The organism is Cyanobium sp. L1E-Cus (genome assembly GCF_024345755.1).
Taxonomy (GTDB): Bacteria; Cyanobacteriota; Cyanobacteriia; order PCC-6307; family Cyanobiaceae; genus Cyanobium_A; species Cyanobium_A usitatum.
The window spans coordinates 53,753-77,214 of record NZ_JAGQBS010000010.1; the positions used below are offsets into that span (position 1 = coordinate 53,753).

The window sequence follows — 23,462 nt, forward strand, 5'->3', positions numbered from 1 at the left end:
ATCGGCCGGGGGCATTGCGCCCAGATTGGCAAGCTTTGGCAGCGAGGGGCGTTGGGGTTTCGATGATTTCTGAGAGCCCGGGCCGGGCCGACTTGTTTCTGGCGGTGCTGGGCGGCCGGGCGCTGGGCTGCCATATCGAGCTCCACGACGTGCGCTTCGTGGCCGGCGCCACGATCGAATCGGCGCTTCCGGAGCTGCGGCGGCAGTGGTTCGGGAGGCGTGAGGGCCTGCACCTGGACAGCTACCTGGCGGTGCGAGCGGTGGATGGCTTTGCGGTGAGCCTCGGGCGCGAGCCGGCCGCGCCCCGGCCCGAGCGGCTGTGGTTTGTCAACCTGGGCGCCTACCGCCCCGATTGCCTAGCGGAGCTGCACCACTTCGGCCTGGTGGTGGCCCGCTCACCCCAGGCGGCCAAGGCGGCGGCTAAGCGCCAGTGGCTGCGCGGTGCCCTGCAGCAGCACAAGGATGATCTGGTGGCCGTAGACGACTGCCTGGCGATCGAGCAGCTGGAGCTGCTGGGCGGCGAGCGCTGGCATGTGCAGCTGGAACCCCACCCGGAGGGCCTGAGCCAGAGCCAGGTGCCGGATTGGTTTGGCTACCGGCTGATTTGAGGTGATTGGGGCCGCTGCAGCGCTCGCAGCAGCAGGCAGACTGATCCAATGACTGCAAGCGCCATTACGTCTGTTGTCGATCCTCGAATTCTTCAGATCGCGGCTGCGATTCGGGCTGAGATCCCTCAGTCGGACGTGCGCCTGTTTGGATCCCGGGCTCGCGGCCAGGGGCGTCCAGATTCCGATGCAGATCTGTTAATCATCGTCCCGGATGCCTGGCTGGCGCAGCACAGTCGGCTTGTGGTTCTCGGTCGGCTGAGCCGAAAGCTTTCAAGCCACCGTTTGCCTCTTGATCTATTGCTGTACTCCCAGAGTGAGGTGGCTGCTCGTAGCTCCTGTCGTCAGGCGGTGACCACGGTGGCGTGCCGTGAGGGGATCGTGCTCGATGGCTGATGCCGACGCCAGTCGCTACCTGCGCATTGCACGGGCCGATCTTCTTGAGGCTCGGCGCATGTGGGAGTTCTCTGGTTTTCGTGGCAGCAGCATTGGTTTCTTGCTCCAGCAAGCAGCGGAAAAGGCCCTGAAGGCCTGGATTCAAGTGGCTGGAGGAGAGGCTCCTTTCACCCATGACCTGGGTGCGCTGTTGGATCTGTTGCAGGAATTGGGCAAAGCCACTGCTGAATACGAGAGCCTCACTGAGCTCAATTTCTTTGCGGTGCAATTGCGTTACGACGATGAACTTGAGGTTGAGCCCCCCAATTGGCTGGCCTGCTTCGATCTGGTCGAAAACCTGTTGAGGCAGGTGGAGGCGCCTTGGCCTGGGGCTTGAATTCACCCCCCCAGGGATGATCAGGGTCTGATTTCGCTCCACATGCAGCCATGAACATCGACGGCAAGGCCTGGCGCACGATCTGGCTAGAGCCGGACGGCGGCTTGGGCTCCTACTCGATCGGTGTTATCGATCAGACCCTGCTGCCGCACCGGTTCACGACGCGCACCCTACGCAGCTGCGATGAGGCGGCAGACGCGATCCGCACGATGGTGGTGCGCGGGGCGCCTCTCATAGGTGTGACAGGCGCCTATGGGTTGATGCTGGCCCTGCAGGCCGATCCGGGCGACACCTCCCTGGCGGCCGCCTTCGAGCAACTCAATGCCACCCGGCCCACGGCGATCAACCTGCGCTGGGCCCTGGAGCGGGTGCGGGCCAAGGTGCAGCCGCTGGCGTCGGCCGAGCGGGCCGATGCGGCCAAGGTGGAGGCCGCGGCGATCGCCGATGAGGACGTGGCCATGTGCGAGGCCATCGGCGAGCACGGCCTGGCGATCTTCCAGCAGCTGGTGGCGGCCAGGCCCGGCACCACTCTCAATGTGCTCACCCATTGCAACGCTGGCTGGCTGGCCACGGTGGACTGGGGCACGGCCCTCGCTCCCATTTACAAAGCCCACCGAGCCGGGCTTCCTATCCATGTGTGGGTGGATGAGACTCGCCCCCGCAACCAGGGTGCCTCGCTCACGGCCTATGAGCTGGCTAAGGAGGGCGTGCCCCACACCGTGATCGTGGATAACGCCGGCGGCCACCTGATGCAGCACGGCCAGGTGGATGCGGTGATCGTGGGTACTGATCGCACCACCCGCCGCGGCGATGTGTGCAACAAGATCGGCACCTATCTCAAGGCCCTGGCCGCCCACGACAACGGCGTGCCCTTTTATGTGGCCCTGCCCGCCTCCACGATCGACTGGACGATTGGCGATGGCGTGGCTGAAATCCCGATCGAGGCCCGCAGTGCCGAGGAGGTGACCCACATCCAGGGGCGTGGCGCCGATGGCGCGATCACGACCGTGCAGCTGACGCCAACGGGCAGCGCCGGCTTCAACCCGGCCTTCGATGTCACGCCGGCGCGGCTGGTGACGGGCCTGATCACCGAGCGGGGCGTGGCAGCGGCCACCGAGGCTGGGTTGCAGGAGCTTTATGGCAATGACTGAGCAGGTGCTGCGCCAGCAGCTCGTGGAGGTGGCCCGGTGCCTAAACGCCAGCGGGCTCAACCAGGGCACCTCCGGCAACCTTTCGGTGCGGATCCCAGGTGGTCTGCTGATCACGCCCAGCTCCCTGCCCTTTGAGCAGATGCAGCCGCAGGACCTGGTGGCGATTAATGGCAGCGGTCAGCCCCTCGCGGCGCCGGCGGCTCAGCGGCGGCCCTCCTCCGAGTGGCGGCTGCACGCCGATCTCCTGGCCAGCCGGCCTGAGATCCAGGCGGTGCTGCATTGCCACTCGATCCATGCCACGGCCCTGGCCTGCCATGGCCGCCCCATCCCCCCCTTTCATTACATGACCGCCGTGGCCGGCGGCGATGACATCCGCTGCGCCGGCTACGCCACCTTTGGAACCGCCGAGCTTTCGGCCCTTTCTGTGCAGGCCCTTGATGGCCGGCTGGCCTGCCTGCTGGCCCAGCACGGCCAGGTCACACTCGGCACCAGCCTCGATCAGGCCCTGCGCATCGCCGTTGAGGTGGAAACCCTGGCCCAGATGTATCTGCAGGCCCTGCAGCTCGGCGAGCCTCCGCTGTTGAGCGCCGCCCAGATGGCCGCCGTGCACCAGCAGTTCCGCTCCCTGCACTACGGGGCCGGCGCCTGAGTCCGCGCCAGCCAAAGCCCGGTGCCGCCAAACAGCAGCACCAGGGCAAAACAGAAGCCGGTCCAAAGCGGCAGCCCCCAGCCCGCCACCGCCAGGGGGGCCACCACCGTCACCACCCCTCCGGCCAGAAAGGGCTGCAACATCAGCTGCTTGATCGAGAAGGCCGGCAGGGCGTCGCTGCGGTCGTCTGGATCGGCCATGCGCAGCAGCAGCAGGCCGCTGGCCGCCACTCCCGTGGCCTGGCCAAACTCAATCACCGCCCGCTCAAACCAGTCGGCGGGCAGCAGCCGCGGTGCTAGGAGCAGGGTCACCGCCAGGTTCCACAGCAGGCCGCCTAGGGCAAGCACCGTGAGCGGCAGCCAGTCGGCCTTGAGCAGGGCCAGATCCAGCCCGGCGGTGGCGGCGGTGATCAGCAAATCTGCTGAAAGGGTGCCCACCTGGCCTTGCACCGCTGAAGAGGCCCAATGGGCTTTGCCGCTGCGCTCCAGCGCTAAACGCACCAGCAGCGACCCCACGATCGCTAGCGGAAACACCGGCAGCGCATCAACAACGCTGGCAACGCCATCCCCCAGCCCAGAGGTGAGCCAGCGCAATCCGGCCAGTAGCGCCACGCCCGTGAGCACGGCCATGCCCGCCAGGGCCAGGTTCACCGCCCAAGCCGCTGCCCTGGCCGCCACGCCACCGGAATCGCCGCTGGCCGTGCTGGTTGGCTTGCTGGCTGCGCTGCCTGGGGCATCGGCCAGCAGCCAGCCGCGGCTGCGGGCCAGCACCACCACCAGCCCCCCCACCAAAGTGGAGCTCAGCAGCCCCACCGTGGCCATAGCTAATCCCAAAGCCTGGCCGCCGGGAAAGCCCAGGGCCGCATAGCTCGGCCCCATCGCCGCGGCGGAGCCATGGCCCCCCTCGTAGGCCACCTCGATCAGGCAGGCCATCACCGGGCTCACCCCAAGCCAGGGCTGCAGCACCAGCAGCACCGCCAGTCCCCCCACCACGTATTGCCCAAAGGCCAGCACCAGCGCCAGCGACACCTGCCCCGACACCGGCCGCCACAGCCCCTCCAGTTTGGGCAGGGGTTTGCCGAGCAACAGCGAGCCAAACACCAGGGTGAGCAGCACCAGCGGCAGATCGGCCCATAGCTGCATCACCTGAGGAGGCAGCAGCGGCAGGGGGCCGCCCGGGGCCAGTAGCAGGCCCAGCAGTCCGGCCAGCAGGGCTTCGGGGATGCCCCAGAGTCGCAGCTGCAAGCGGGCCCCAAGGGCTCGCCCCACCGCCAGGATCAGGCTGAGGCAGGCCAGGGCCAGGGCCAACCAGCCGAAGCTGGGCAGCAGGTCGCTCGCCAAGGTTGCGATCACAGGTTGAAGTGCCGGCGGAAGAAAGCCTCAGTGGCTTCCAGGACGCGGATCAAGGTGGCACCATCGCGGAAACCGTGGCCCTCCTGCGGGAAGCAGTGCACCTCCACCGGGATGGCGTTGGCTTCGAGCGCTGCTGCCATGCGGTCGGTCTGCTCCGGTGGCACCACCTTGTCATCGAGGCCCTGAAAAAAGATCACCGGGCAGCGGATTTGATCGGCGTGGGCCAGCGGTGAGCGGGCCTCGTAGGTGGCGCGCGCTTCCGGCCAGGGGCCGATCAGCCCATCGAGATAGCGGGCTTCAAAGCGATGGCTCTCAGACGCCAACGCGCTGGGGTCGGCTACGCCGTAGCGGCTCGCGCCGGCGCGAAATACGTCCGTAAAGCACAGGGCGGCCAGGGTGGTGAAGCCGCCGGCACTCCCGCCTTCGATGGCGATGCGGTCGGGATCGGCCTGGCCCGCCGCCACCAGGCTCTGGGCTGCTGCGGCGCAATCGTCCACATCCACCACGCCCCACTGGCCAGCGAGCCGCTGCCGATAGGCGCGGCCGAAGCCGGTCGAGCCGCCGTAGTTCACATCCACCACCCCCCAGCCTCGAGTTGTCCAAAACTGAATGGCCAAGTTCAGGGCCGTGCGGGCCATGGCGGTGGGGCCGCTGTGGCTTTTCACCAGCAAGGGTGCCTCCCGGTGGGCTCCCCCGGCTGGGGGGTAAAACCAGGCGTGGCTGCGGGCGCCGCCGTGGCCCTCAAACCACAGCTCCTGCGGCAGGCTGATCGCCTGCGGCGCCAGAGGGCAGGCGGCAGCAGGGCTATGCCACCAGTTGCCGCTGGCCAGGTCCAGCTCGAGCAGGCCCGCTGGTTCAGTTGCTGAAGCGGCGATGCAGGCCAGCCGTCCCCGTTCGGCACAAATACCAGCCAGATCATCAAAGGGGATGGCCAGGGGCTGCCACTGGCCGGCACCTCCGCTCTGGCTCGGCAGCTCCACGCGGCCCAGCTGCCAGCGCCCCTGCAGGCAGGCGATGGCCAGCAGCTGCTCGCCATCCCAGGCCTGGGTGCCCATGCCGAAAACCCACTGGGGCAGGCCGAATTCCGCCTGCATGGGCAGCAGCGGCCGCCAGGCAAGCGGCGCCTCTGCGCTCAGGGTCTCTGCGCCGAGGGTCTCTGCGTCGAATCCCTCGGCGTTGTCGAGCTGTTCGAGGTTCCAGAAGCCTGAGCGATCGTTTGCCACCACCAGGTGGGGCCCGCACCAGAGTGGCTGGAACACCGAAATGTTCGGGTTTGGTTCCACCCCCGATCCTGCGACCAGGCGGCGGCCGCTGAGCTGGCCTGCCTCATCGAAGTGCCCCAGCCAGAGCTGGCTGCGCTCCCAGGGCATGAAGGGCTGCTGCCACTCCACCCAGGCCAGCCCTGCGCCGGAGGGGCTCAGGGCCGGGTAGCCGCAGAAGTCGGCTGGCACCACCAACGGCTGGGGCTCGCCACCTTCCAGCCCAACAGCCACCAGCTGGTCGCAGCCAGCACCTTTATCACTGCCGCTTTCCTGCACGCCGATCCAGCGGTCGCGGCCGGCATCGATCAAGCCGCCGCCGTAGCCACCTGGTGGGCTGAGCCGTCGCGGCTGGCGATCGCTGCCATCGAGCTCCAGCAGCCAGAGGCAGCGGTCACCGTCGTGGCTGAACACTGCTACTGGCCGGCCATCGCTCCTGTGGCCCAGGGCCGTACTGCCGCCACCGTATTCATGCACCCGGCTGCGCAGATTCCAGCTGCCAGGGGTTAGCTCCTCTGCTGGCTGGTCTGGCCCCAAGCGTCGCAGCAGGGTCGTGCGCCCCCCTTCATGGGGTCGCTGCTCTAGCCAATAGAGCACCCCGTCTAGTAGCCGTGGCTCCCGCAGGCTGGGGGTTTGGCCCACCACAACAGCGGCGGGAAGGGCTCCAGGGGGGTCAGCCACCGCATGCACCGAGGGATAACGACTTAAAGTGGATGTCGTTCGATCAAGTATCGCGTTGGCCCGCAGTTCAGCCGGCAGCTTTGCCCAGATGGCACGCTCCGCCGTTCAGGCCAGCCGCGGCGTTCAAGTGCCCAAAGATGCCCTTGAGGAGTCCCCCCTCACGATCCACACCCTTGGCGATGGGGTGCTGCGCACCCCTGCCAAGCGCATCAGCAAGGTTGATGAGAGTGTGCGAGATCTGGCCCGGGACATGCTGCGCAGCATGTACGCGGCCAAGGGCATCGGTTTGGCGGCACCCCAGGTGGGAGTGCATAAGCAGCTACTGGTGATCGATCTTGATCCCGAGAATGCCGCTGCGGCGCCGATGGTTTTGATCAATCCCGAGATCGCCTGCTTCGGTGCTGCAATCGAGACTTATGAGGAAGGCTGCCTCAGCATTCCTGGCGTTTACCTGAATGTGGTTCGCCCGGCCACGGTCGAGGTCAGCTATCGCGACGAGATGGGCCGCCCCCAACGGGTCAAGGCTGATGGTCTCCTGGCCCGCTGCATCCAGCACGAGATGGACCACCTCGAAGGTGTGCTTTTTGTTGACCGGGTCACCGATGAGCTCAGCCTCAATGAAGGTCTGCTGGAAAAGGGTTTTCAACGGGCAGATGTCCGTTCCATCCGCTGATCGTTCTTCTCCATGCCAATGAAACCCCTGGCCGGCTTGTTCCTGGCTCTTGCCTGCATACTTGGCATCGCCTCCACGGGCTCGGTGTTTGAGCTCGCCTACGGCGACCCCGATCTGGGACAGCAGACCACCCTCTGGATCCTGGGTCTGAGCCTGCCCGGCACGGTTGCGGCCCTGTTGGTGGCCATCCGGATCAATAAGCCGGCCTAGACCTTGCCGGATACCGTGCATACGATTAAGCACATGTCGCTTGCCAATGCCGTGATGAGATTGCCCCATCTGGGTGTCAATTCCCTCCCCCTGGCGGCTGGAGCTTTCGCCGCTGGGGTGGCATTTGGTGCCACCCCAGCGGTGGCCAGCGCCCTGTTTCAAGCTGCGGATCTCAGCCAGGAGCGTTTTGTTCTGGTGGCAGCGCCCATCGGCGATGGCGTCCGCGCCCAACTCAACATCTATGAGCAGGTCAAGCCGACCCGGCCTTGTTTTGCCGTGGCCCCAGGGTCACCAGCTCCGGTGAGCCCCCTTCTTGCAACTTTTGATTTCAGCGGCATCTGCAGCCGCTTCATCGATGCCAACGGCTACTCGGTGCGAGTCGGCGGTGCAGATCTGGCCACGAGTTACCGCCTAACAGTTCTGCGTCAGAGCGGCGACAACGTGCTTCTGGCCGTGCCAACCAAGGCCGGGGCGGGTCCAGAAATGCTAGTTGCTCGCACTAAGGGCCAGGGCGCTGGCTTCCTCCAGTTGGTGTTTGAACCGGGCTGGCAGCTCAAGCGCCGGGCCTACGGCGGTCGCAATCTGGGCCACGTGTATCTCTACCGCGATACCTGGCCTGATGCTGCGATCCAGCCTGGGCTGCCGGTAGTTGCGCCCAGCCCCATTTCAGGCCTCTCTGGCACCAAGCGCTGACCTCGAAGCAGGGGGGAGTGGTCAGCCAGGAAAGGCAGTTGCTACATTGGCAAGCTCTGTGAGCAGCGCAGCGCTTCATGACCCAGGTCACCGTCGGCGAAAACGAAGGGATTGAATCGGCCCTGCGTCGCTTCAAGCGCCAGGTGTCTAAGGCGGGCATCTTCGCTGACCTAAAGCGTCTGCGTCACCACGAGACACCTGTTGAGAAGTACAAGCGCAAGGCCCAGCAGCGCCGCCGCCGCCGTTGATCGCTTTGATCTGGTCTCCCGCTTAGCGAGATATCCCTTGATCAAACGACCGGTAGGTAAGCGCTTCGGCAATTGCCGTTGCGCCAATGCTGGCTTGATCGTTTAGGTCGGCGATCGTTTGGGCAACCCGCAGCAGCCTGGCGCCAGCCCGGGCACTGAGCTGCCGGTGCTGAATCGCAGCCTCCCACACTTTTAAGGCTTCGCTTTCCAGTTGAAGCACTTGCTGTAGCTGACCTCCGGCGATGCGGCTGTTGCAGCAGCCCCCGGGATTGCGGGCAGCCATGTGGGCCCGGGCCCGGCGGACTCTTGCTCGCACCTCAGCGGTTGATTCGTCGCTGGCCGGGCTGCCGCCCTGGTCCCTAAACGGTGCCGTTAGGGCGGCGCTGGATGGCCGTCTCATCACCACCTGCAAATCAATGCGATCCAGCAGGGGGCCCGACAACCGGCCCCAGTAGCGCCGCCGCTGGCCCTCCCCGCAGCTGCAGCTGCGCTCTGGGTCGCCAAACCAGCCACAGGGGCAGGGATTGGCCGCGGCCACCAGGGTGATGCGGCAGGGGAAGCGAGTTCGCTGGCGGGCGCGGTGAATCCAGACTTCGCCGTCTTCTAGGGGCTGGCGCAATTGGTCGAGCACGGACCGGCGAAATTCGGCCAGCTCATCGAGAAACAGCACTCCGTGGTGGGCCAGGGCCAGCTCTCCTGGTCTGGGTTGGCCACCTCCACCGATGAGCCCCGGCCCGGAGCAGCTGTGGTGGGGGCAGCGAAACGGGCGCGTTTGCAGCAAGCCCTGGCTGCTGTCCAGCAGTCCCGCCACCGAGTGGACGGCGGTGAGCTCAAGGGCCTCCGCTGGATCGAGCGGGGGTAGCAGCCCCGCCAGTCGCTGGGCCAGCATTGTTTTGCCGCTGCCGGGTGGGCCGCAGAGCAGCAGGTGGTGGCCTCCGGCTGCGGCGATCTCCAGGGCCCGGCGGCCGTGGGGCTGCCCTTTGACGTCGGCAAGATCTTCAGCTGCGGGCCTGGCGGTTATCGGCGCCTTGGCTGGTTTAAGGGCGGGGGCAGGGGCTATGGCGGTGGCGGGGGTACGGGCAGGGGCGGCCGGACGGGCCCGCGGATGCTGCAGTCGCCATAAGGCCTGGCCGAGATCGGCGGCGCCCCACACCCGCAGCCCCTCCACCAATGCGGCCTCCCAGGCATTGGCCTGGGGCACGACCAAGGCCCGGGCGCCATGGTTCCGGGCTGCAATCGCAATTGCCAGCACCCCCCGGATCGGCCGCAAGCTGCCGTCCAGCCCCAGCTCGCCGGCGCTCCAAATCTCGTTGTTGCTGGCGGCATCCAGCTGGCCACTGGCCAGTAGCAGGCCCAGGGCGATCGGCAGGTCAAAAGCCGGCCCCTCCTTGCGCAGGTCGGCGGGGGCCAGATTCACCACCACCCGCGTCAGCGGCACCTTCAGGCTGCTGTGGCGAATGGCCGAGCGCACACGCTCCCGGGCTTCTTGCACAGCCGCATCGGCCAGGCCCACCAGCTGCAGGCCCGGCAAGCCGGGAGCCAGATCCACCTCCACCAGCACTGGCCTGGCCTCCAGACCCTGCAGCGCTGCCGTCTTGCACCGTGCCAACATCACGCCATGGGCTACTAAATCGTTAGTGCCACCCCTGTCCCACCCCCGTTGCTTTTGTGAGCCAAGACACGATCTTTGGGCGCATCCTCCGCGGCGAGATCCCCTGCGATCAGGTGTATGCCGATGAGCATTGCCTGGCTTTCCGCGACGTAACGCCCCAGGCTCCAGTCCATGTGTTGGTGATTCCCCGGGAGCCCATCCCCCAGCTTTCCGAGGCCCAAGCCGAGCACCAGAACCTGCTGGGTCACCTCCTACTGGTGGCCGCCAAGGTGGCCAAGCAGGAGGGGCTCCAAGACTTCCGCACCGTGATCAACAGCGGTGCGGATGCGGGCCAGACCGTGTTTCACCTGCATGTGCATGTGATTGGTGGGCGTCCGCTGGCCTGGCCCCCGGGCTGACCGCGGGCCCGCGACAATGACCTGATCCGACCTGCCCCATGAACCCCCTCAAGGCTCTTCGCGGTCAACTGGCGAAGTTGCAACGCCTGGCCCAGCCCTATTTCCTGCCAGTAGACGACACCAAGAGCTGGCAGTTTCTTCTGCTGGTGGTGGCATTGCTTGCGGTGGTCGTAGGTAGCACCTTGTTGCTGCTCACTGGGGTTTTGGCCCTGACCGGCGCCGTGATTCCCGAATTGCGCAGCCGTTTCCTGCCCGGGGTGCCCGAGCAGGTGGCAGCAATTTGGAACAGCCCGATCGGGCCGCTGGTGATGGTGCTGCTGGCCGGAGGGCTGGGCTGTTTTGTGGCTTTCCGAGGCAAGTTGCGTCACGGGCGCTGGTTGCCTTGGCTGTTGATGGCGGTGATCACCTTGCTGATCCTGGTTATCAATGGCATCAACGTGGGGATTAGCTATGTAGCTCGCAATATTGAAAATGCTCTAGTCGGCTATAAGGCTGAGGAGTTTTGGAAGATCGTTGCTATTTATGCTTTTTGCTTGGTTATAGCCCTGCCGATCAGGGCTATTCAAAGTTATTTAATACCCAAGCTTGGCCTGCTGTGGCGCGAGTGGCTGAGCGGCCGTCTGTTGAGCCGATATCTTTCAAATCGGGCTTATTACGTTCTCAATCCGAATGATGAGTCAATCGAGGAGATTGATAACCCCGATCAGCGCATTTCGCAAGACGCGGCCAGTTTTACTGGCACCAGTCTCAGTGTCACGGTTGAGATAATATCCGCCCTGCTCACTTTCGTGAGTTTTATAATTGTATTGTGGACTATCAGCGACAAGTTGGCCTTGGTGCTTCTTGTCTACTCTGTTGGTGGCACAGGTCTAATTGTTTTTGCCAGCCGGAAGCTGGTGAATTTGAACTATCAACAGCTGAAGCTGGAGGCTGATTTTCGCTATGGGCTGGTTCATATTCGCGATAACGCTGAATCCATTGCTTTCTATCGGGGCGAGCAACAGGAGGGCCGTGAGGCAGGCAGGAGGCTGGAAGGGGCTATTAGAAATTATGATCGCTTGATCATCTGGGAGGCGCTCATTAGTGTCATCCAGCGTTCCTATGATTATTTTTCTCGCTTCCTGCCTTGGCTGGTAATTGCCCCTATTTATTTCGCTAAAGATGTCGATTTTGGAGTCTTTGGCCAGGCAAGCATTGCTTTCAGTCAGGTGTTATTTTCGGTGAGCTATATTGTTAATAATATTGATCGTCTTGCGGCCTTCTCGGCTTCGATCAGCCGTCTTGAGGGTTTTCAGGGCAAGGTTGATTCAATCGGCATTGAAGCTGCAGCGCTTGAAGCCCAGTTGGCAGCCACGAGCACCGGTAGCAGTGGAAATTCGATCCTGGTTAGCCATGTCGATTTGGTGCCGCCCCGCACCAATCGCACCTTGATCCGCGACCTCAGTGTTGAGGTGAATCTTCATCAGCGTTTACTGGTTGTGGGCCCATCGGGCTGCGGCAAAACCTCTTTTCTGCGCATGGTCAGTGGTCTGTGGCCCCCGGCTGCTGGTCGGGTGGAGCGGCCCAGCGAGGGAGATCTGCTGTTCATTCCCCAAAAGCCCTACATGCTGCTTGGCAGCCTGCGCGAGCAGCTTTGCTACCCGCTGCAACCAGATCGCTTTAGTGACGAGCAGTTGCGTCATGTTTTGGAGCAGGTGCGGCTGCCCGAGCTTGTTGGGCGCTACCCCGATCTCGACATCATTCAGGATTGGCCTCGCCTGCTTTCTTTAGGTGAACAGCAGCGACTGGCCTTTGCACGTCTGCTGCTCAATTCACCGAGTTTTGTTGTCCTAGATGAGGCCACCAGCGCCCTTGATGTGGCAACTGAGCGTCACCTTTATTGCCTGCTGGCTGAGCGGGAGATGGCTTTTGTGAGCGTCGGTCATAGGCCCACCCTCACCGCCTTCCATGACACCGTGCTCGAGCTCGATGGCAGCGGCAACTGGCGGCTGCTACCCGCGGCCGGCTATGACGTGGGCCGCCACGCCTGATCCCCTACCTGATCCCCTACCTGACCCCATGCCTGAACCAAGCCCCGACCAGACCCCAGAAATCAGCCCTGCAACCAGTGCAACAACTAGTGCCGCAACCAGTGCAACAACTAGTGCAACAACTGGCGAAGTGCCTGCCTTTGGTTGGAGCGGCTACGCCGAGAGGGTGAATGGTCGCTTTGCCATGGTGGGCTTCTTTGCCGTGTTGCTGATTGAAGCCCTGAGCGGCGAGACGTTTCTGCGCTGGTCTGGCCTGGTGCCCTGAGCGCCTGGTGCCCTATGGAATTTGCACCAGATCCACCTGCCAGATCCCGCCCCTGCTCACCTGAACAGCTAGCTGGCGACCATCGGCCTGCAGCTGCACCTGGCGGGCAACGCCGCTGGGGACCATCGGTATGGGTTGCAGGCTCTGCACGGAGCGCCGGTAGAGCACCAGCTCGGTGCGTCCCTCCAGCTGTCGCACCAGGGCAATTCGCTCTCCTGCTGCGTCGACGCTGACGCTCACCGGTTGGGCATCGGCCCGGTTGAGGCCAGGCAGCTCTATGGGCTGCTGGCGCTCCAGATCCAGCAGCAGAACTTGTTCGCGGCCGCCCCTGCCGCTGATTAGGGCCAGCCAGCGCCCTGAAAGGGCTGGATCCCGGTTGGCACCTATGGCTTCCAGCCGGGAGTTGAGCGGCACTACGGGCTGCGGCATGGGGGCAAGGCAGCCACCCAGCAGCAGGCCGGTTGCTGCTGCAATGGCTCTTTTTGCTAGTGAGCTCCTCATGGCGAGGGCTGCGTTCCGCCCCCCTGAACGGCAAGGCCGCCGGGCAGGTCTGGCTCAAGCAGGCTGCGCAGATCAAACAGCTGCACGCGCCACTGGCCAGCCTGGGCCACCTGCACCGCCAGCTGGCGTGCCTCCGGGGACAGGCTGAGGCGCACTGCAGTGCGGTCCGCCGGTAGGGGAAGCCGGTGCAGGTTGCCGTTGGCTCGGTCTTCGATCAGGGCCAGTCTTTGGTTTCCCTGTTGCACTAAGGCCGCCACGTAGCGACCGTTCCAGCTGAGGGAGGGGGAGCTGTGGGGCTGGCGGTTTTGGAAATGGCGCAGGGGCACGATTCGGCCGCTGGGCTGCTCCTGCAAAAGCAGGGTGGCCCGGCCACCTCGATCAACCACTGAGGCAAGAAATCGCCCCTGGCCGCTGAGGGCGGGTTCTTGGCGGCTGTTGCCGTTGAACACCCCAACCGGGCCAGCACTGCGACGGGCCAGCCACGCTCCACCTGAACAGCCGCTGACAAGCAAGCTCAGGGTTATCAGCAGCAGGGCAGACACCCCTAGGGGACCAAATCTGTTGACGGCGAAAAGCTTCAGTCGTCGAAGCGGGAGCTGTTGTCCCGGGGGCTAATGCCTCGGGGGCTGGGCTCGGGGCGACTGGAGGGTTTCACGGGGGTGAAGTCCGCATCACTGATATCGCTTGCCGCTGGGCGATTGCTTCTGCCGCTGGCTGGGGTTGCTGGGCTGATAGGTGAGCCTTGGGGTACTCCCGCTGGTTGGGAAGCCCTAGGAGCTTCTGAGGCCGAAGCAGGGGCCGTGGGCGCGGGCCTGCGGCTGGAGCGAGGCATGGCCTCACTAGCGGCTGTCGGCCTGCTGCCCCGTCGTGGCTCTACTGCGCCATCTCGATCACGCCTGCGGGCTCCGAAATCGATACTGGGCCGGCTAGAGCTTTGGGATGCCCAATCCTCTTGGGGAGGGCGGCGGCTGGCGGCCCTTTCAGGGATGGCGGCCCTACTGCTGGGACGGGGTGCCCGGTAAAAATCTTCCTCATCTGGCTCATCGCTTTCGCCGCGGGAGGGGATGCGGCGCCTAAGCGGCTCGGGCTCATCAAAGCGATCCGTAGAGGCCTCCCCCCAGGCGCGGCCACCCATCCTGGGCCTGTAGGGGCCTGGTTCAGGCATTGGTTCGTCGTCGTCGAAGTAGGACGACCGGCGAGCCTGCTCCGTGGTTACCCCCCGCAGGCGCACACTTTCGTAGGCGAAAAAGACCGTGGTGCCGGCGAGCAGAAACTGACCAAATTGCAGGATTGGATCGAGGCGCCAACCCTGAAAAAACAGGATGCCGCCGCAGAGCAACCCAATTGCAGCGAAAAAGACGTCGTAATCGCGGGCGAGTGCGGGCTTGAAGCTCCGCATGAAATAAAGCAGTGCACCGCCCACCGCAAGCACTATGCCCACGATGCTGGCCCAATTCAGGCTGGCATTAACCACGGTTTTTCACCCGACAGTCCGTCTCGTCAGTGTAGGCAGTTGAGCCCGAGCAGCTAGAGACCTGGAGATACTCAGGTGCAGGAGCTCAAAGGCGACGATCAAGCTGATCGTTTTGGCTGATCAGCACCAGCCCGATTGTGATGGGCACCACCACGATCACGGCGCCGGCAAGCAGGCTGGTCAGGAAATTGGCCAGGGATGGCGTCATGGCAGGAACAGCTCTATGGCTTGATTCGTGGAGCGATCCTAGGCAGTGGTGGCGGCTTCCTACGCTGGGAGCCCAGCTACTTAGAGCTTTGTGACGGCAGCCCCCTCCCTACCCCAGTCCTGGCTGCCGTTGTTGTCCGGCTTGCACTTGGCCCTGGCCCTGGGCCTGGCGCTTTGGACCTTGCTTTTTCTGTTTCGCATCGTGCTCACCTGGTACCCCCAGATTGATCTGAGCCGCGGAGCGATGCGATTGGTCGGAGCCCCTACCGAGCCCTTGCTTGCCCTCACCCGTCGGCTGATCAAACCGATCGGTGGCGTTGATGTGACGCCGGTGGTGTGGGTGGGCCTGCTCAGCCTGGTGCGAGAAATTTTGGTGGGGCAGCAGGGGCTTGTCAGTCAGGTGTTGTTTCGGGCCCAAAGCGTCGGGATCGGCTGAACTCAGATCCGGCTTAGCTGCCCTTCTGCGGAAGCATGTCCTGTTCGACAAATTTGGTGTGTACGTCGCCCGCCTGGAATTCAGGGCGATCCAGCAATTGCAGGTGAAAGTCGATGGTGGTGGGAATGCCGGTCACCGCGCATTCCGATAGGGCCCTGCGCAACCGCCTGAGGGCGTGGGGGCGGTCGGTGCCCCAGACGATCACCTTGCCGATCAAGGAGTCGTAGAAGGGCGGGATCTCATAGCCGGTATACACGTGGCTATCGACCCGCACGCCGGGGCCGCCAGGAGGTAGCCAGCCGGTGATTTTGCCGGGGGCGGGCCGGAAGTTTTGGCGGGGGTCTTCGGCGTTAATGCGCGCCTCGATGGCGTGCCCGCAGAGCTTGATCTGGTCTTGGGTGACAGAGATCGGCTCCCCACCGGCAATACGCAACTGTTCGGCGATCAGATCTACCCCTGTGACCATCTCGGTGACCGGATGTTCCACCTGGATCCGGGTATTCATTTCCATGAAATAAAACGCCCCGCTGCGGTCCACCAGGAATTCCACGGTGCCGGCGCCCTCGTAGCCAATGGTGCGGGCGGCGGCCACGGCGGCATCGCCCATCTGGCGGCGCAGGTCGGCGTTGATGGCCACGCTGGGGGCCTCTTCCAGCAGCTTTTGGTGGCGGCGCTGGATCGAGCAGTCGCGTTCGCCCAGGTGAATCACGTTGCCGTGGCGATCGGCCAGCACCTGCACTTCCACGTGCCGGGGCCGGTCGATGAATTTCTCCATGTACAGGCCAGGGTTGCCGAAGGCAGCCTCCGCTTCTCCTTGGGCCGCTTTGAACAGGCTCTCGAGTTGATCGGGCCCAGGCACCAGGCGCATGCCGCGGCCGCCGCCACCAGCGGTGGCTTTGATCATCACCGGGTAGCCCATCGATTCGGCCAATCGCGCAGCCGCCTCCGGGCTGGCCAGCAAGCCGGCACTACCGGGGATGGTGGGCACCCCAACCCGCTCCATGGTGGCCTTAGCGGTCGACTTATCTCCCATCGAGCGGATGGCCTCGGGGGAGGGACCCACAAACGTGATGCCGTGGTCGGCGCAGATCTCGGCGAAGCGATCGTTTTCGGCCAGGAAGCCGTAGCCGGGGTGAATTGCGTCAGCACCCCGGGAGGTGGCCGCCGCCAAAATGTTGGGGATGTGGAGGTAGCTCTTGCTGCTGGGCGCCTCTCCAACGCATACGGCTTCGTCGGCGAGCTGCACGTGCAGGGCGTTCTTATCCACCGTGCTGTAAACGGCGACGGTGGGAATGCCGAGCTCCCGGCAGGTGCGCAGGATGCGTAGGGCTATTTCGCCACGGTTGGCGATCAGCAGCTTGCCGATGGGCATCCGCGGCGTCTCAGCTGATATGGGCTGAGGCGGACTGTATCAGTGCTGCCTGGACAGCTCCCTCAGACGATTCTGGTGCCGGCGATGGGTATATTGCTCGCACCGGAACGCTTAGCGATCCGAACCACATGCGGATGTGGTGGAATTGGTAGACACGCACGTTTGAGGGGCGTGTGGCTTCGGCCTTACGAGTTCAAGTCTCGTCATCCGCATTTCTTAATTCGAGCCATCCAGGCCTTGCCCGAATCGATCCGGCCCTCGGCAGCGATCGTGCTTGTCAGCAACGGCCCCGGAGAGCTGTCTACCTGGGTTCGTCCCCTCGCCCAGCGCCTGCATCGCCAGATACCGCTGCGGCCTGAGGTGCCTACGGCCGCCTGCAGCCTCAAGTTGCTGCTTGTGCCCTGTCCAAACGGCACGGGACAGGAGCATCGAGCCGCCGCCGCTTGGGGCCTGTTTGAGCGCATAGTGCCAGCTCGTCAATTTTGGTCACTGCTACTGCGCCCCAAGCGGTTTGGTCCCTGGCCCCGCCAGGGACTGGTGGTGTTTTTAGGGGGTGATCAGTTTTGGACTGTGCTGCTCTCGGCACGGCTGGGTTACCGCCATCTCACCTATGTGGAATGGGTGGCCCGCTGGCCCCGCTGGAACGACCGTATCGCTGCCATGGGCCCCTTGGCTGCTGACCAGTTGGCACCGCGTTGGGCATCCCGCTGCACGGTGGTAGGTGACCTGATGGCAGACCTCTCTGAGTCGGCCCGCAGCGAGGCGCCCTTGCCGGCAGGGGAGTGGTTGGCGCTGCTGCCGGGCTCGAAGCGGGCCAAGTTGCGTGTGGGCATGCCGTTTTTGCTGGAGACGGCCGATCGGCTGGCGGCCCTTCGTCCTGGTTGTCGCTTTCTGTTGCCCCTGGCTCCCACCACTGCGGTGGAGGAGCTGCTGAATCAGGCTGGCCCCGCCAATCCGATCGCCCGTACCTACCGGTCGGGTCAGCCCCGCCTGCTGGCTCCGGATCTACTTGAGACGCCAGCTGGCACCACGATTCGGCTGGTTCGGGAGAATCCGGCTTACGGCAGCTTGAGCCAGTGTTCCCTGGCCCTCACCACCGTGGGTGCCAACACCGCCGAACTGGCTGCTTTGGGGGTGCCGATGCTGGTGCTGGTGCCAACCCAGCACTTACACGTCATGCAGGCCTGGGATGGACTGGCCGGAATGCTGGGGCGGTTGCCCCTGCTGCGCTGGCTGTTTGGGGTGCTGATTACGGCCTGGCGCCTGCGCCACCGGGGCTTTCTGGCCTCTCCCAACATTGCCGCTGGCCGCTTGGTGGTGCCGGAGCGGGTTGGGGCGATCACCCCTGAGGCCATCGCCGCCGAAGCCGCCGACTGGCTGGCGGCACCGGAGCGACTGGAGCAGATGCGCGCCGATCTGCGCAGCCTGCGGGGCCAGCCGGGGGCGGTGGCCAGCCTGGCGTCCCTGGTGCAGGAGCTGCTGCCCCCAGAGCTGAGTGCCCTTGAGCTGAACATCCCCAACTGAGCTGCCTAGGCTTGCGACTCATTTCGCTGAGTTCGATGGCCGACGCTGCTAGTTCTTCCGACCCTTCAGCCTGCGGCCTCGACAGTGGCTTGGCCCGCGGGGCCAGCGAGGAGCAGTGGCGCCAGCAGCTGACGCCTGAGCAGTTCCGGGTTGCCCGCCAGGGCGGCACCGAGCGTGCCTTCAGCGGCGCTTACTGGAACCAGAAGGGCAATGGCAGCTACCACTGCATCTGCTGTGATGCCGAGCTTTACAGCAGCGCCACCAAGTTTGATTCCGGTACCGGTTGGCCCAGCTTCTGGGATGGGGTAAGCGCTGCTGCCATCAGCACCCACACCGATAACGCCCACGGCATGGTGCGCACAGAAATTCGCTGCGCAAATTGCGACGCCCACCTTGGCCACGTCTTCAACGACGGCCCGGCCCCAACCGGTCAGCGCCACTGCGTCAATTCGGCGTCCCTGGCCTTCAAGGCGAGCTGAGAGGGCTACTGAGCCTCGATCCTGGACTTATTTCACCAGGGATCTTCTAGGTCGTTGCTGGCCAGGTCTTCAGCCTCCACATCCAGGGGTTCGCGGTAGGGGGTGGGGGCGGGCCGCCTCTCTAGGGGGCGAGTTTCTACTGGTCGAGCATCAAGAGATCGAGCATCAAGAGATCGAGCATCAAGAGGTCGAGCCTCGAGGGGGCGAACCTGCCTTGGTAGAGGTTCGGCCTGCAGGGGGCGGCGACTGGGTTCAGCTGGACGCTCTTCGTAACGTGATTCCTCGTAGCGGGTTTGCTCGTAGCGGCTCTCCTCCTCGTCATCGAGGTAGCGGCGCTGGCGCAGGGGTTCCCGTTGGCGCTGCTCATCGAGTTCGACGTAATCGAACTCCTCATCGGGCTCGAAGGTCTGGCTGGTGGCCGGCTGGATGCGGCGCTGTTCCTGCACTGCCGGCTGGCCTGCAGCCAGTTGGTTTTCCACGGGCACCATGCCGGTGCGGTATCGGTCCCGCTCCTCCTGCTCCCAGCTCGGCCCACCAATACCAAGCTTCTCGAGCAGCCCGGAGCCCAACTGCTTGAGCTTATCTTCGGCGCCCTCGTAAACAATGATTCGATCCAGCCCGCTGCTGACGATTTCCTCAACCGTGAGCTCCCAGGTGCTCAGCACGCCTTCACCCAGCAGGGGCACTCCCAGGGCGCCGATCACCAGAGTGGCCAGCTCGCCGGTTTCGATGTCGAAGCTGAAGCCCAGCACCCGGCCCAGCTGGTCGCCCGCTTCGGTGATCACCTGGCAGTTGATCACCTTGCTGTAACGGTCAGGGTTGAAGCCCTCCGCCAGCGAATCGGCGGAATCAACCAGGATCACATCGCCCACCTGGCGGATCCGGTCGAGGGGCATCCAGCGCGGCAGGCCTGGCAGGAAGCGGGTCAGAGGGTTGTCGCGCAGGCCCAGCGCCACCACTTCGCGCCGGTCGATATCCACCACCACCTCGCCCACCACGCCCAGCCGGCGGCCGGTGTCGCGGGTGATCACCTGGGTGCCCATCAGCTCGGAGCGCAACCAGAGGCGATCACTTGGGGCGGCAGCCGTTGCCCCGGGATCAGCGGAAGGGGGGATGGAGGAGGTCAATGAAAGGGTCGTACCCGTGGCCCAGTCGGCCCATTGTGGCTCACCTGCTCCGCTGGGGTAGGGGCGGCTCAGGCAGCGGGCGGTAACCCGACCACCTGGGTGTGGGCGCCCCGGGCCTGGGTGACACCAATGGTGCGGGTTGCGGCGGCGATCATCGGGCGCCGGTGGCTCACCACCATGAATTGGGCCTGGTCTGCCTGGCCGGCAATCAGGGCGGCGAGGCGCTCCACGTTGACGCCGTCGAGAAAGCTGTCGACTTCGTCTAATGCATAGAAGGGCGAAGGGCGGAAGCGCTGCAGGGCAAACAGGAAGCTCAGCGCCGTGAGCGATTTCTCGCCGCCACTCATGGAGTTGAGACGTCGCACCGCCTTGCCCTTGGGGTGGGCCACCAAGGTGAGGCCACCTTCAAGGGGTGCTTCCGGGTTTTCCAGCTGCAGGTGCCCCTCGCCGTCGGATAGCCCTTCAAAGATTGTGCGGAAATGGCCATCCACCGCTGTGAAGGCTTCAAGAAAGGCCTCCTGGCGCAGGGTGGCCACGGTTTCGATGCGCAGCAGCAGCTCTTCGCGCTCCTTGCTGAGCACTTCGAGCCGCTCCTCCAATTCCGCCAAGCGGGTTTCGAGCTGCTCAAGTTCCTCGAGGGCGAGCATGTTCACCGGTTCGAGGGCTTCCATCCGGGCCTGCAGGCTGCGCAGCTCCGCCTGTAGGGCAGCGAGCCCTGTCTCCCGCACTTCTGCGGGAATCTCCGGCCTCGGCTCAGGCAGTTCCCGCTCCAGTTGTTCCAGGCGCAGCTGGTCGCCACGCTGCTGTTCGGCCAGCGATTCGATCTCCTCGCCGAGGCGTTGCAGTTCCCATTGGCGCTGTTGCAGGGCCTGGCGCTGGGCGGCCAGCTGGGCTTCGGCGGCATCGCGGGCGCGGCGGCTTTCGCCAAAGCGGGTTTGCAGCTGCTGCTGCTCAGCTGCCAAGGTGCTTCGCCGCTCCTGATCCGCTTGGTGCTGCTCTTTCCAGCGAGCTCGCTCCTCCACCAGGGTGTTCACAGCTGCCACCAGCCGCTGTTCATCGGCGCTGAGGGCCTCGAGCTGGTTGCTGAGGCGCTCGGCGCTCAGGGCCCGTTCGCGCCGGGCCGCCAGCAGCCCATCACGCTGGCTGCGGGCCGCGGCCAGGGCCGAGTCGGCCGCCTCCAGCTCGCTCTGCAGCCCCTGCCAGCGTGCTGCATCGCCGGATGATTGCACTGCAGCTTCGGCCTCTTCCAAGGCGATGCGTTGTTGCTGCAGCGGCAACAGCAGGGATTCGAGTTGCTGCTGGCGTTGCAGATCGCTCTGCAAGGCCTCCTGCAGTTGGCCCAGGCGACTGCCCAGCTGCTGCTGCCGTTGCAGCTGGGGGGCTAGGGCTCGCTGGGCGGCGCTGCGCTCGGCCTCCAGGCCCGCCTGGCGCTGCTGGTGTGCGAGCAGCCGGGGGCGCAGGGCCTCGAGCTGCTGGCCCAGCTCGGCTTCCTTGCGGCGGCAGGCCAGCAGGCTCTCGCCCAGCTCCAGCAAGCGCTGGCGCAGGGGTGCGGCTTCGTCGCCGTCCTGGCTGCGGCCGAAGCTGAGCTGGCTGCCCCGCTGTTGCAGGCTGCCGCCGGTCATGGCGCCGCTCTTCTCCAGCAGTTCGCCGTCGAGGGTCACGGCCCGGCAGCGGCCCAGTTCGCGTCTGGCATTGGCCAGGCTGTCGAACACCAGGGTGTCGCCGAAGACGTAGCGGAACACCTCGGCGTAAACGGGCTCGTAACCCACCAGATCCACCGCCTTGCCGATCAGGCCGGTGCTGCCAGCTCCCCCGCGTTGCAGGGCGGCTCCGCCGCTACCACTGGAGCTGCCACCGGAGCCACCCCGAATCTTATTGAGCGGTAGGAAGGTAAGCCGGCCTGCCCGGCGACTTTTGAGCAGCTCGATCGCCCGGGCGGCAATGCGGTCGTCGTCGACGACCACCTGGCCGAGGCGGCCGCCGGCGGCCACTTCCAGCGCCAGGCGCACCCGCTCCTCCACTTCGCCGAGCTGGGCCACCGGCCCGTGGATGCCGTCCATGCCAGCCTCCAGCAGCACCCGCAGGGCGCCGGTACCGCGGCTTTCCTGAAGGGTTTCGCGGCGGCTGTCTAGCCGGGCGATCTCGCGCTCGAGCTGGGTTTGCTCCTGCTCGAGGCGGCTGCGGGTTCGCTGCTGAAGGGCCAGGGCTTCGGCTAGCTCCTGCACCTGCTGCTGCTCCAGGCGGGTGGCTTCCAGCACCTGCTGCCAGCTGCTTTCGGTGGCCTCCAGTTGCTGCTGGGCACTGCGATGGCTGGCCCCTTCCTGCTGCTCTTCGGCGCCGAGCTCGGCCAGGCGCTCCTGGTGCTGCCGCAGCCGCTCCTGTAATTGCTGCCGCTCGGCCTCCAGGGGGCTGATCTGCTCGCCCAGCTGCTGGCGGGCGCGGCTGCGCTGCTGCTGTTCCTCCAACCAGCTGCCGGAGCGCCCCGCCACCTCGCCGAGCCGGCGGCGCGATAGCTCCACAGCGGCTTCGGCATCGCGGCAGCCGGCGTCGGCGTCGCTGAGAGCGGCTTGGTCGGAACTGGCTTCGAGGGCCTGCTGCTGCTGGCGCAGCTCGCCCTGAGTGCGGGCCAGCTCGTGGCGCTGGCGTTGCAGGGCCTCGGCATCGAGCTGGTGTTTGCCTGCCTGGCGGGTTAGTTCGCGGCCACTGGCCTCAAGGCCTGCCAGCTCGGCCTGCACGGCGATCAGCTGATCTTCACCTAAGGCTTTTACCTCAGCTTGGAGTTGCTCGAGCACGGTGGCGGCGGCAGCCAGGCCCGTTTCTCCCTCGCTGATCGCCTCGCGTTCAGCCTGTTGCTGACTGGCGAGGCTGGCGCTGCGTTGCCGCAGGGCAGCCTGGTTCGCCTGGGCTGCTTCAAAGGCCAGCACCTGCTCCTGCAGGCGGCCGTTGTGGTGGCGCTGGCGCAGGTCTTGATAGGTGCGGGCTTTGGCGCAGTCGCGCTCAAGTTTCTGGCGGGAGCTGAGCAGCTCCTGCTGCACGATTGAGCAGCGCTCCTGACGCTCTTGCACCTCATCAAGCTTGCCGCGGCTCTGTTCGATGCGGCTGTCGAATAGGGCGACACCAGCCAGCTCGTCGATGATGCCGCGCCGGTCCCGGGCGCTCATCGAGACGATGCGGGTGACGTCTCCCTGCATGACCACATTGCTGCCTTCGGGGTCCACCCGCAGGCGCCGCAGCTGGCTTTGGAGCTGTTGCAAATTGCAACTCACCCCATCGGCGCTGAAGCTGCTGGCATAGGTGCCGCCGGGGGCAACCCGCAGGCGCCGGCTCACCGTCCACTCCTGTTGGCCTGGCTTGATCCAGGGCCCTTCTTCGGGCGGCTCCAGGCCAGCTTCGGCCTGGTCGGGTTGCCACTCACTGAGGTCAAAGCGCACGCTCACCGAGGTTTCGGCGGCCTTGCCCTCGCGCAGTATGGCGCTGTTGATTAGATCCGGCAGGCGATCTGCCCGCATGCCGCGGCTGCTGGCCAGGCCCAGACAAAACAACACCGCATCAAGGATGTTGCTTTTGCCGGAGCCGTTGGGGCCCGTGACCACCGTGAAACCTTCTTGCAGCGGGATCGTGATCGAGCCGCCAAAGGACTTGAAGTGGGTGAGCTCGACCTGATTGATGTGAACCAACAGGCCCGTGCGCCGAGCAGCAGAAATGTAGCGGAGGGTTTCGAAAGCTCAACCCCCTCCTTACCTT

25 protein-coding genes and 1 tRNA gene are annotated in these 23,462 nt (G+C 65.1%); 16 read left to right on the forward strand and 10 right to left on the reverse strand.

Features of this window, described 5'->3' with window-relative positions; translation table 11 throughout:
* Positions 1-62 precede the first annotated feature (62 nt).
* The 5 genes from KBZ22_RS10455 to KBZ22_RS10475 are packed head-to-tail and all read left to right on the forward strand — an operon-like array spanning position 63 to position 3,177.
* On the forward strand, positions 63-608 hold the full coding sequence (locus KBZ22_RS10455) for a DUF1543 domain-containing protein (protein ID WP_255021924.1): 546 nt from the start codon (positions 63-65) through the stop codon (positions 606-608).
* A gap of 48 nt (positions 609-656) precedes the next feature.
* The gene (locus KBZ22_RS10460) at positions 657-1,001 is read left to right on the forward strand and encodes a nucleotidyltransferase domain-containing protein (protein ID WP_255021925.1); all 345 of its coding nucleotides are present in this window, start codon (positions 657-659) and stop codon (positions 999-1,001) included.
* Entirely contained in the window at positions 994-1,377 is a 384-nt protein-coding gene (locus KBZ22_RS10465) for a HEPN domain-containing protein (RefSeq protein WP_254999166.1), read from the forward strand. Before KBZ22_RS10460 ends, KBZ22_RS10465 begins: the two co-directional genes overlap by 8 nt.
* Before the next feature lie 50 nt (positions 1,378-1,427).
* Complete coding sequence (gene mtnA / locus KBZ22_RS10470; protein ID WP_255021926.1) at positions 1,428-2,528, forward strand: S-methyl-5-thioribose-1-phosphate isomerase; 1,101 nt, start codon at positions 1,428-1,430, stop codon at positions 2,526-2,528.
* Entirely contained in the window at positions 2,521-3,177 is a 657-nt protein-coding gene (locus tag KBZ22_RS10475) for a class II aldolase/adducin family protein (protein WP_255021954.1), read from the forward strand. Before mtnA ends, KBZ22_RS10475 begins: the two co-directional genes overlap by 8 nt.
* On the opposite strand, the gene KBZ22_RS10480 is transcribed toward KBZ22_RS10475, so the two are convergent.
* Positions 3,159-4,529 carry a sodium:solute symporter gene (locus KBZ22_RS10480; RefSeq protein WP_255021927.1) on the reverse strand — a complete coding sequence of 457 codons (1,371 nt, stop codon included), beginning with the start codon at positions 4,527-4,529 and terminating at the stop codon, positions 3,159-3,161. The two genes, KBZ22_RS10475 and KBZ22_RS10480, sit on opposite strands and share 19 nt — an antisense overlap.
* Positions 4,526-6,469 (reverse strand): prolyl oligopeptidase family serine peptidase, encoded by a 1,944-nt coding sequence (locus KBZ22_RS10485; protein ID WP_255021928.1) that lies wholly within the window; start codon positions 6,467-6,469, stop codon positions 4,526-4,528. Before KBZ22_RS10485 ends, KBZ22_RS10480 begins: the two co-directional genes overlap by 4 nt.
* A gap of 88 nt (positions 6,470-6,557) precedes the next feature.
* On the opposite strand from KBZ22_RS10485, the gene def reads away from it, so the two are divergent.
* The 4 genes from def (at position 6,558) to rpsU (ending at position 8,293) form a co-directional block, all read left to right on the forward strand.
* Positions 6,558-7,142, forward strand: coding sequence for a peptide deformylase (def, locus tag KBZ22_RS10490; RefSeq protein WP_106632630.1), 585 nt, complete (start codon positions 6,558-6,560; stop codon positions 7,140-7,142).
* Positions 7,143-7,154: 12 nt separating this feature from the next.
* Entirely contained in the window at positions 7,155-7,352 is a 198-nt protein-coding gene (locus KBZ22_RS10495; RefSeq protein ID WP_254941524.1) for a hypothetical protein, read from the forward strand.
* Positions 7,353-7,406: 54 nt separating this feature from the next.
* A complete protein-coding gene (locus KBZ22_RS10500) occupies positions 7,407-8,045 on the forward strand; it encodes a DUF3747 domain-containing protein (RefSeq protein ID WP_255021929.1) in 639 nt (212 codons plus the stop codon).
* A 77-nt stretch (positions 8,046-8,122) separates the two neighbouring features.
* The gene (gene rpsU, locus KBZ22_RS10505) at positions 8,123-8,293 is read left to right on the forward strand and encodes a 30S ribosomal protein S21 (protein WP_010304532.1); all 171 of its coding nucleotides are present in this window, start codon (positions 8,123-8,125) and stop codon (positions 8,291-8,293) included.
* 22 nt (positions 8,294-8,315) lie between these two features.
* On the opposite strand, the gene KBZ22_RS10510 is transcribed toward rpsU, so the two are convergent.
* Positions 8,316-9,905 carry a YifB family Mg chelatase-like AAA ATPase gene (locus KBZ22_RS10510; protein WP_255021930.1) on the reverse strand — a complete coding sequence of 530 codons (1,590 nt, stop codon included), beginning with the start codon at positions 9,903-9,905 and terminating at the stop codon, positions 8,316-8,318.
* Between the two features lie 56 nt (positions 9,906-9,961).
* Here KBZ22_RS10510 and KBZ22_RS10515 point away from each other — a divergent pair, with 56 nt between their 5' ends.
* The 3 genes from KBZ22_RS10515 to KBZ22_RS10525 are packed head-to-tail and all read left to right on the forward strand — an operon-like array spanning position 9,962 to position 12,598.
* The gene (locus KBZ22_RS10515) at positions 9,962-10,303 is read left to right on the forward strand and encodes a histidine triad nucleotide-binding protein (protein ID WP_106632593.1); all 342 of its coding nucleotides are present in this window, start codon (positions 9,962-9,964) and stop codon (positions 10,301-10,303) included.
* 38 nt (positions 10,304-10,341) lie between these two features.
* Positions 10,342-12,333 carry an ABC transporter ATP-binding protein/permease gene (locus KBZ22_RS10520; RefSeq protein WP_255021931.1) on the forward strand — a complete coding sequence of 664 codons (1,992 nt, stop codon included), beginning with the start codon at positions 10,342-10,344 and terminating at the stop codon, positions 12,331-12,333.
* 28 nt (positions 12,334-12,361) lie between these two features.
* Positions 12,362-12,598 (forward strand): chlorophyll a/b-binding protein, encoded by a 237-nt coding sequence (locus KBZ22_RS10525; protein WP_255021932.1) that lies wholly within the window; start codon positions 12,362-12,364, stop codon positions 12,596-12,598.
* A 12-nt stretch (positions 12,599-12,610) separates the two neighbouring features.
* On the opposite strand, the gene KBZ22_RS10530 is transcribed toward KBZ22_RS10525, so the two are convergent.
* The 4 genes from KBZ22_RS10530 to psbX all read right to left on the reverse strand — a co-directional run bounded on the left by KBZ22_RS10530 (position 12,611) and on the right by psbX (position 14,781).
* The gene (locus KBZ22_RS10530; protein WP_255019975.1) at positions 12,611-13,027 is read right to left on the reverse strand and encodes a hypothetical protein; all 417 of its coding nucleotides are present in this window, start codon (positions 13,025-13,027) and stop codon (positions 12,611-12,613) included.
* 68 nt (positions 13,028-13,095) lie between these two features.
* Positions 13,096-13,641: a Tol biopolymer transporter periplasmic protein gene (locus KBZ22_RS10535; RefSeq protein WP_255021933.1), complete on the reverse strand. Its 546-nt coding sequence runs from the start codon at positions 13,639-13,641 to the stop codon at positions 13,096-13,098.
* A gap of 35 nt (positions 13,642-13,676) precedes the next feature.
* A complete protein-coding gene (locus tag KBZ22_RS10540) occupies positions 13,677-14,573 on the reverse strand; it encodes a Ycf66 family protein (protein WP_255021934.1) in 897 nt (298 codons plus the stop codon).
* 85 nt (positions 14,574-14,658) lie between these two features.
* Entirely contained in the window at positions 14,659-14,781 is a 123-nt protein-coding gene (gene psbX, locus KBZ22_RS10545) for a photosystem II reaction center X protein (protein WP_106632598.1), read from the reverse strand.
* Between the two features lie 90 nt (positions 14,782-14,871).
* Here psbX and KBZ22_RS10550 point away from each other — a divergent pair, with 90 nt between their 5' ends.
* Positions 14,872-15,216 (forward strand): YggT family protein, encoded by a 345-nt coding sequence (locus tag KBZ22_RS10550; RefSeq protein WP_254941533.1) that lies wholly within the window; start codon positions 14,872-14,874, stop codon positions 15,214-15,216.
* Positions 15,217-15,229: 13 nt separating this feature from the next.
* On the opposite strand, the gene accC is transcribed toward KBZ22_RS10550, so the two are convergent.
* The gene (gene accC, locus KBZ22_RS10555) at positions 15,230-16,588 is read right to left on the reverse strand and encodes an acetyl-CoA carboxylase biotin carboxylase subunit (RefSeq protein WP_254937700.1); all 1,359 of its coding nucleotides are present in this window, start codon (positions 16,586-16,588) and stop codon (positions 15,230-15,232) included.
* Between the two features lie 130 nt (positions 16,589-16,718).
* Between accC and KBZ22_RS10560 the strand changes: the two genes are divergently transcribed.
* The 3 genes from KBZ22_RS10560 (at position 16,719) to msrB (ending at position 18,591) form a co-directional block, all read left to right on the forward strand.
* Positions 16,719-16,800, forward strand: a tRNA-Leu gene (locus KBZ22_RS10560).
* Between the two features lie 16 nt (positions 16,801-16,816).
* Complete coding sequence (locus KBZ22_RS10565) at positions 16,817-18,112, forward strand: glycosyl transferase (RefSeq protein ID WP_255021955.1); 1,296 nt, start codon at positions 16,817-16,819, stop codon at positions 18,110-18,112.
* A gap of 11 nt (positions 18,113-18,123) precedes the next feature.
* On the forward strand, positions 18,124-18,591 hold the full coding sequence (gene msrB, locus KBZ22_RS10570) for a peptide-methionine (R)-S-oxide reductase MsrB (RefSeq protein ID WP_255021935.1): 468 nt from the start codon (positions 18,124-18,126) through the stop codon (positions 18,589-18,591).
* Between the two features lie 32 nt (positions 18,592-18,623).
* Here msrB and KBZ22_RS10575 read toward each other — a convergent pair whose 3' ends face one another.
* Together KBZ22_RS10575 and smc are read right to left on the reverse strand one after the other, a co-directional pair.
* Positions 18,624-19,718: a PRC-barrel domain-containing protein gene (locus KBZ22_RS10575; RefSeq protein ID WP_255021936.1), complete on the reverse strand. Its 1,095-nt coding sequence runs from the start codon at positions 19,716-19,718 to the stop codon at positions 18,624-18,626.
* Positions 19,719-19,786: 68 nt separating this feature from the next.
* Entirely contained in the window at positions 19,787-23,395 is a 3,609-nt protein-coding gene (smc, locus tag KBZ22_RS10580; RefSeq protein WP_255021937.1) for a chromosome segregation protein SMC, read from the reverse strand.
* Positions 23,396-23,462: the final 67 nt, after the last annotated feature.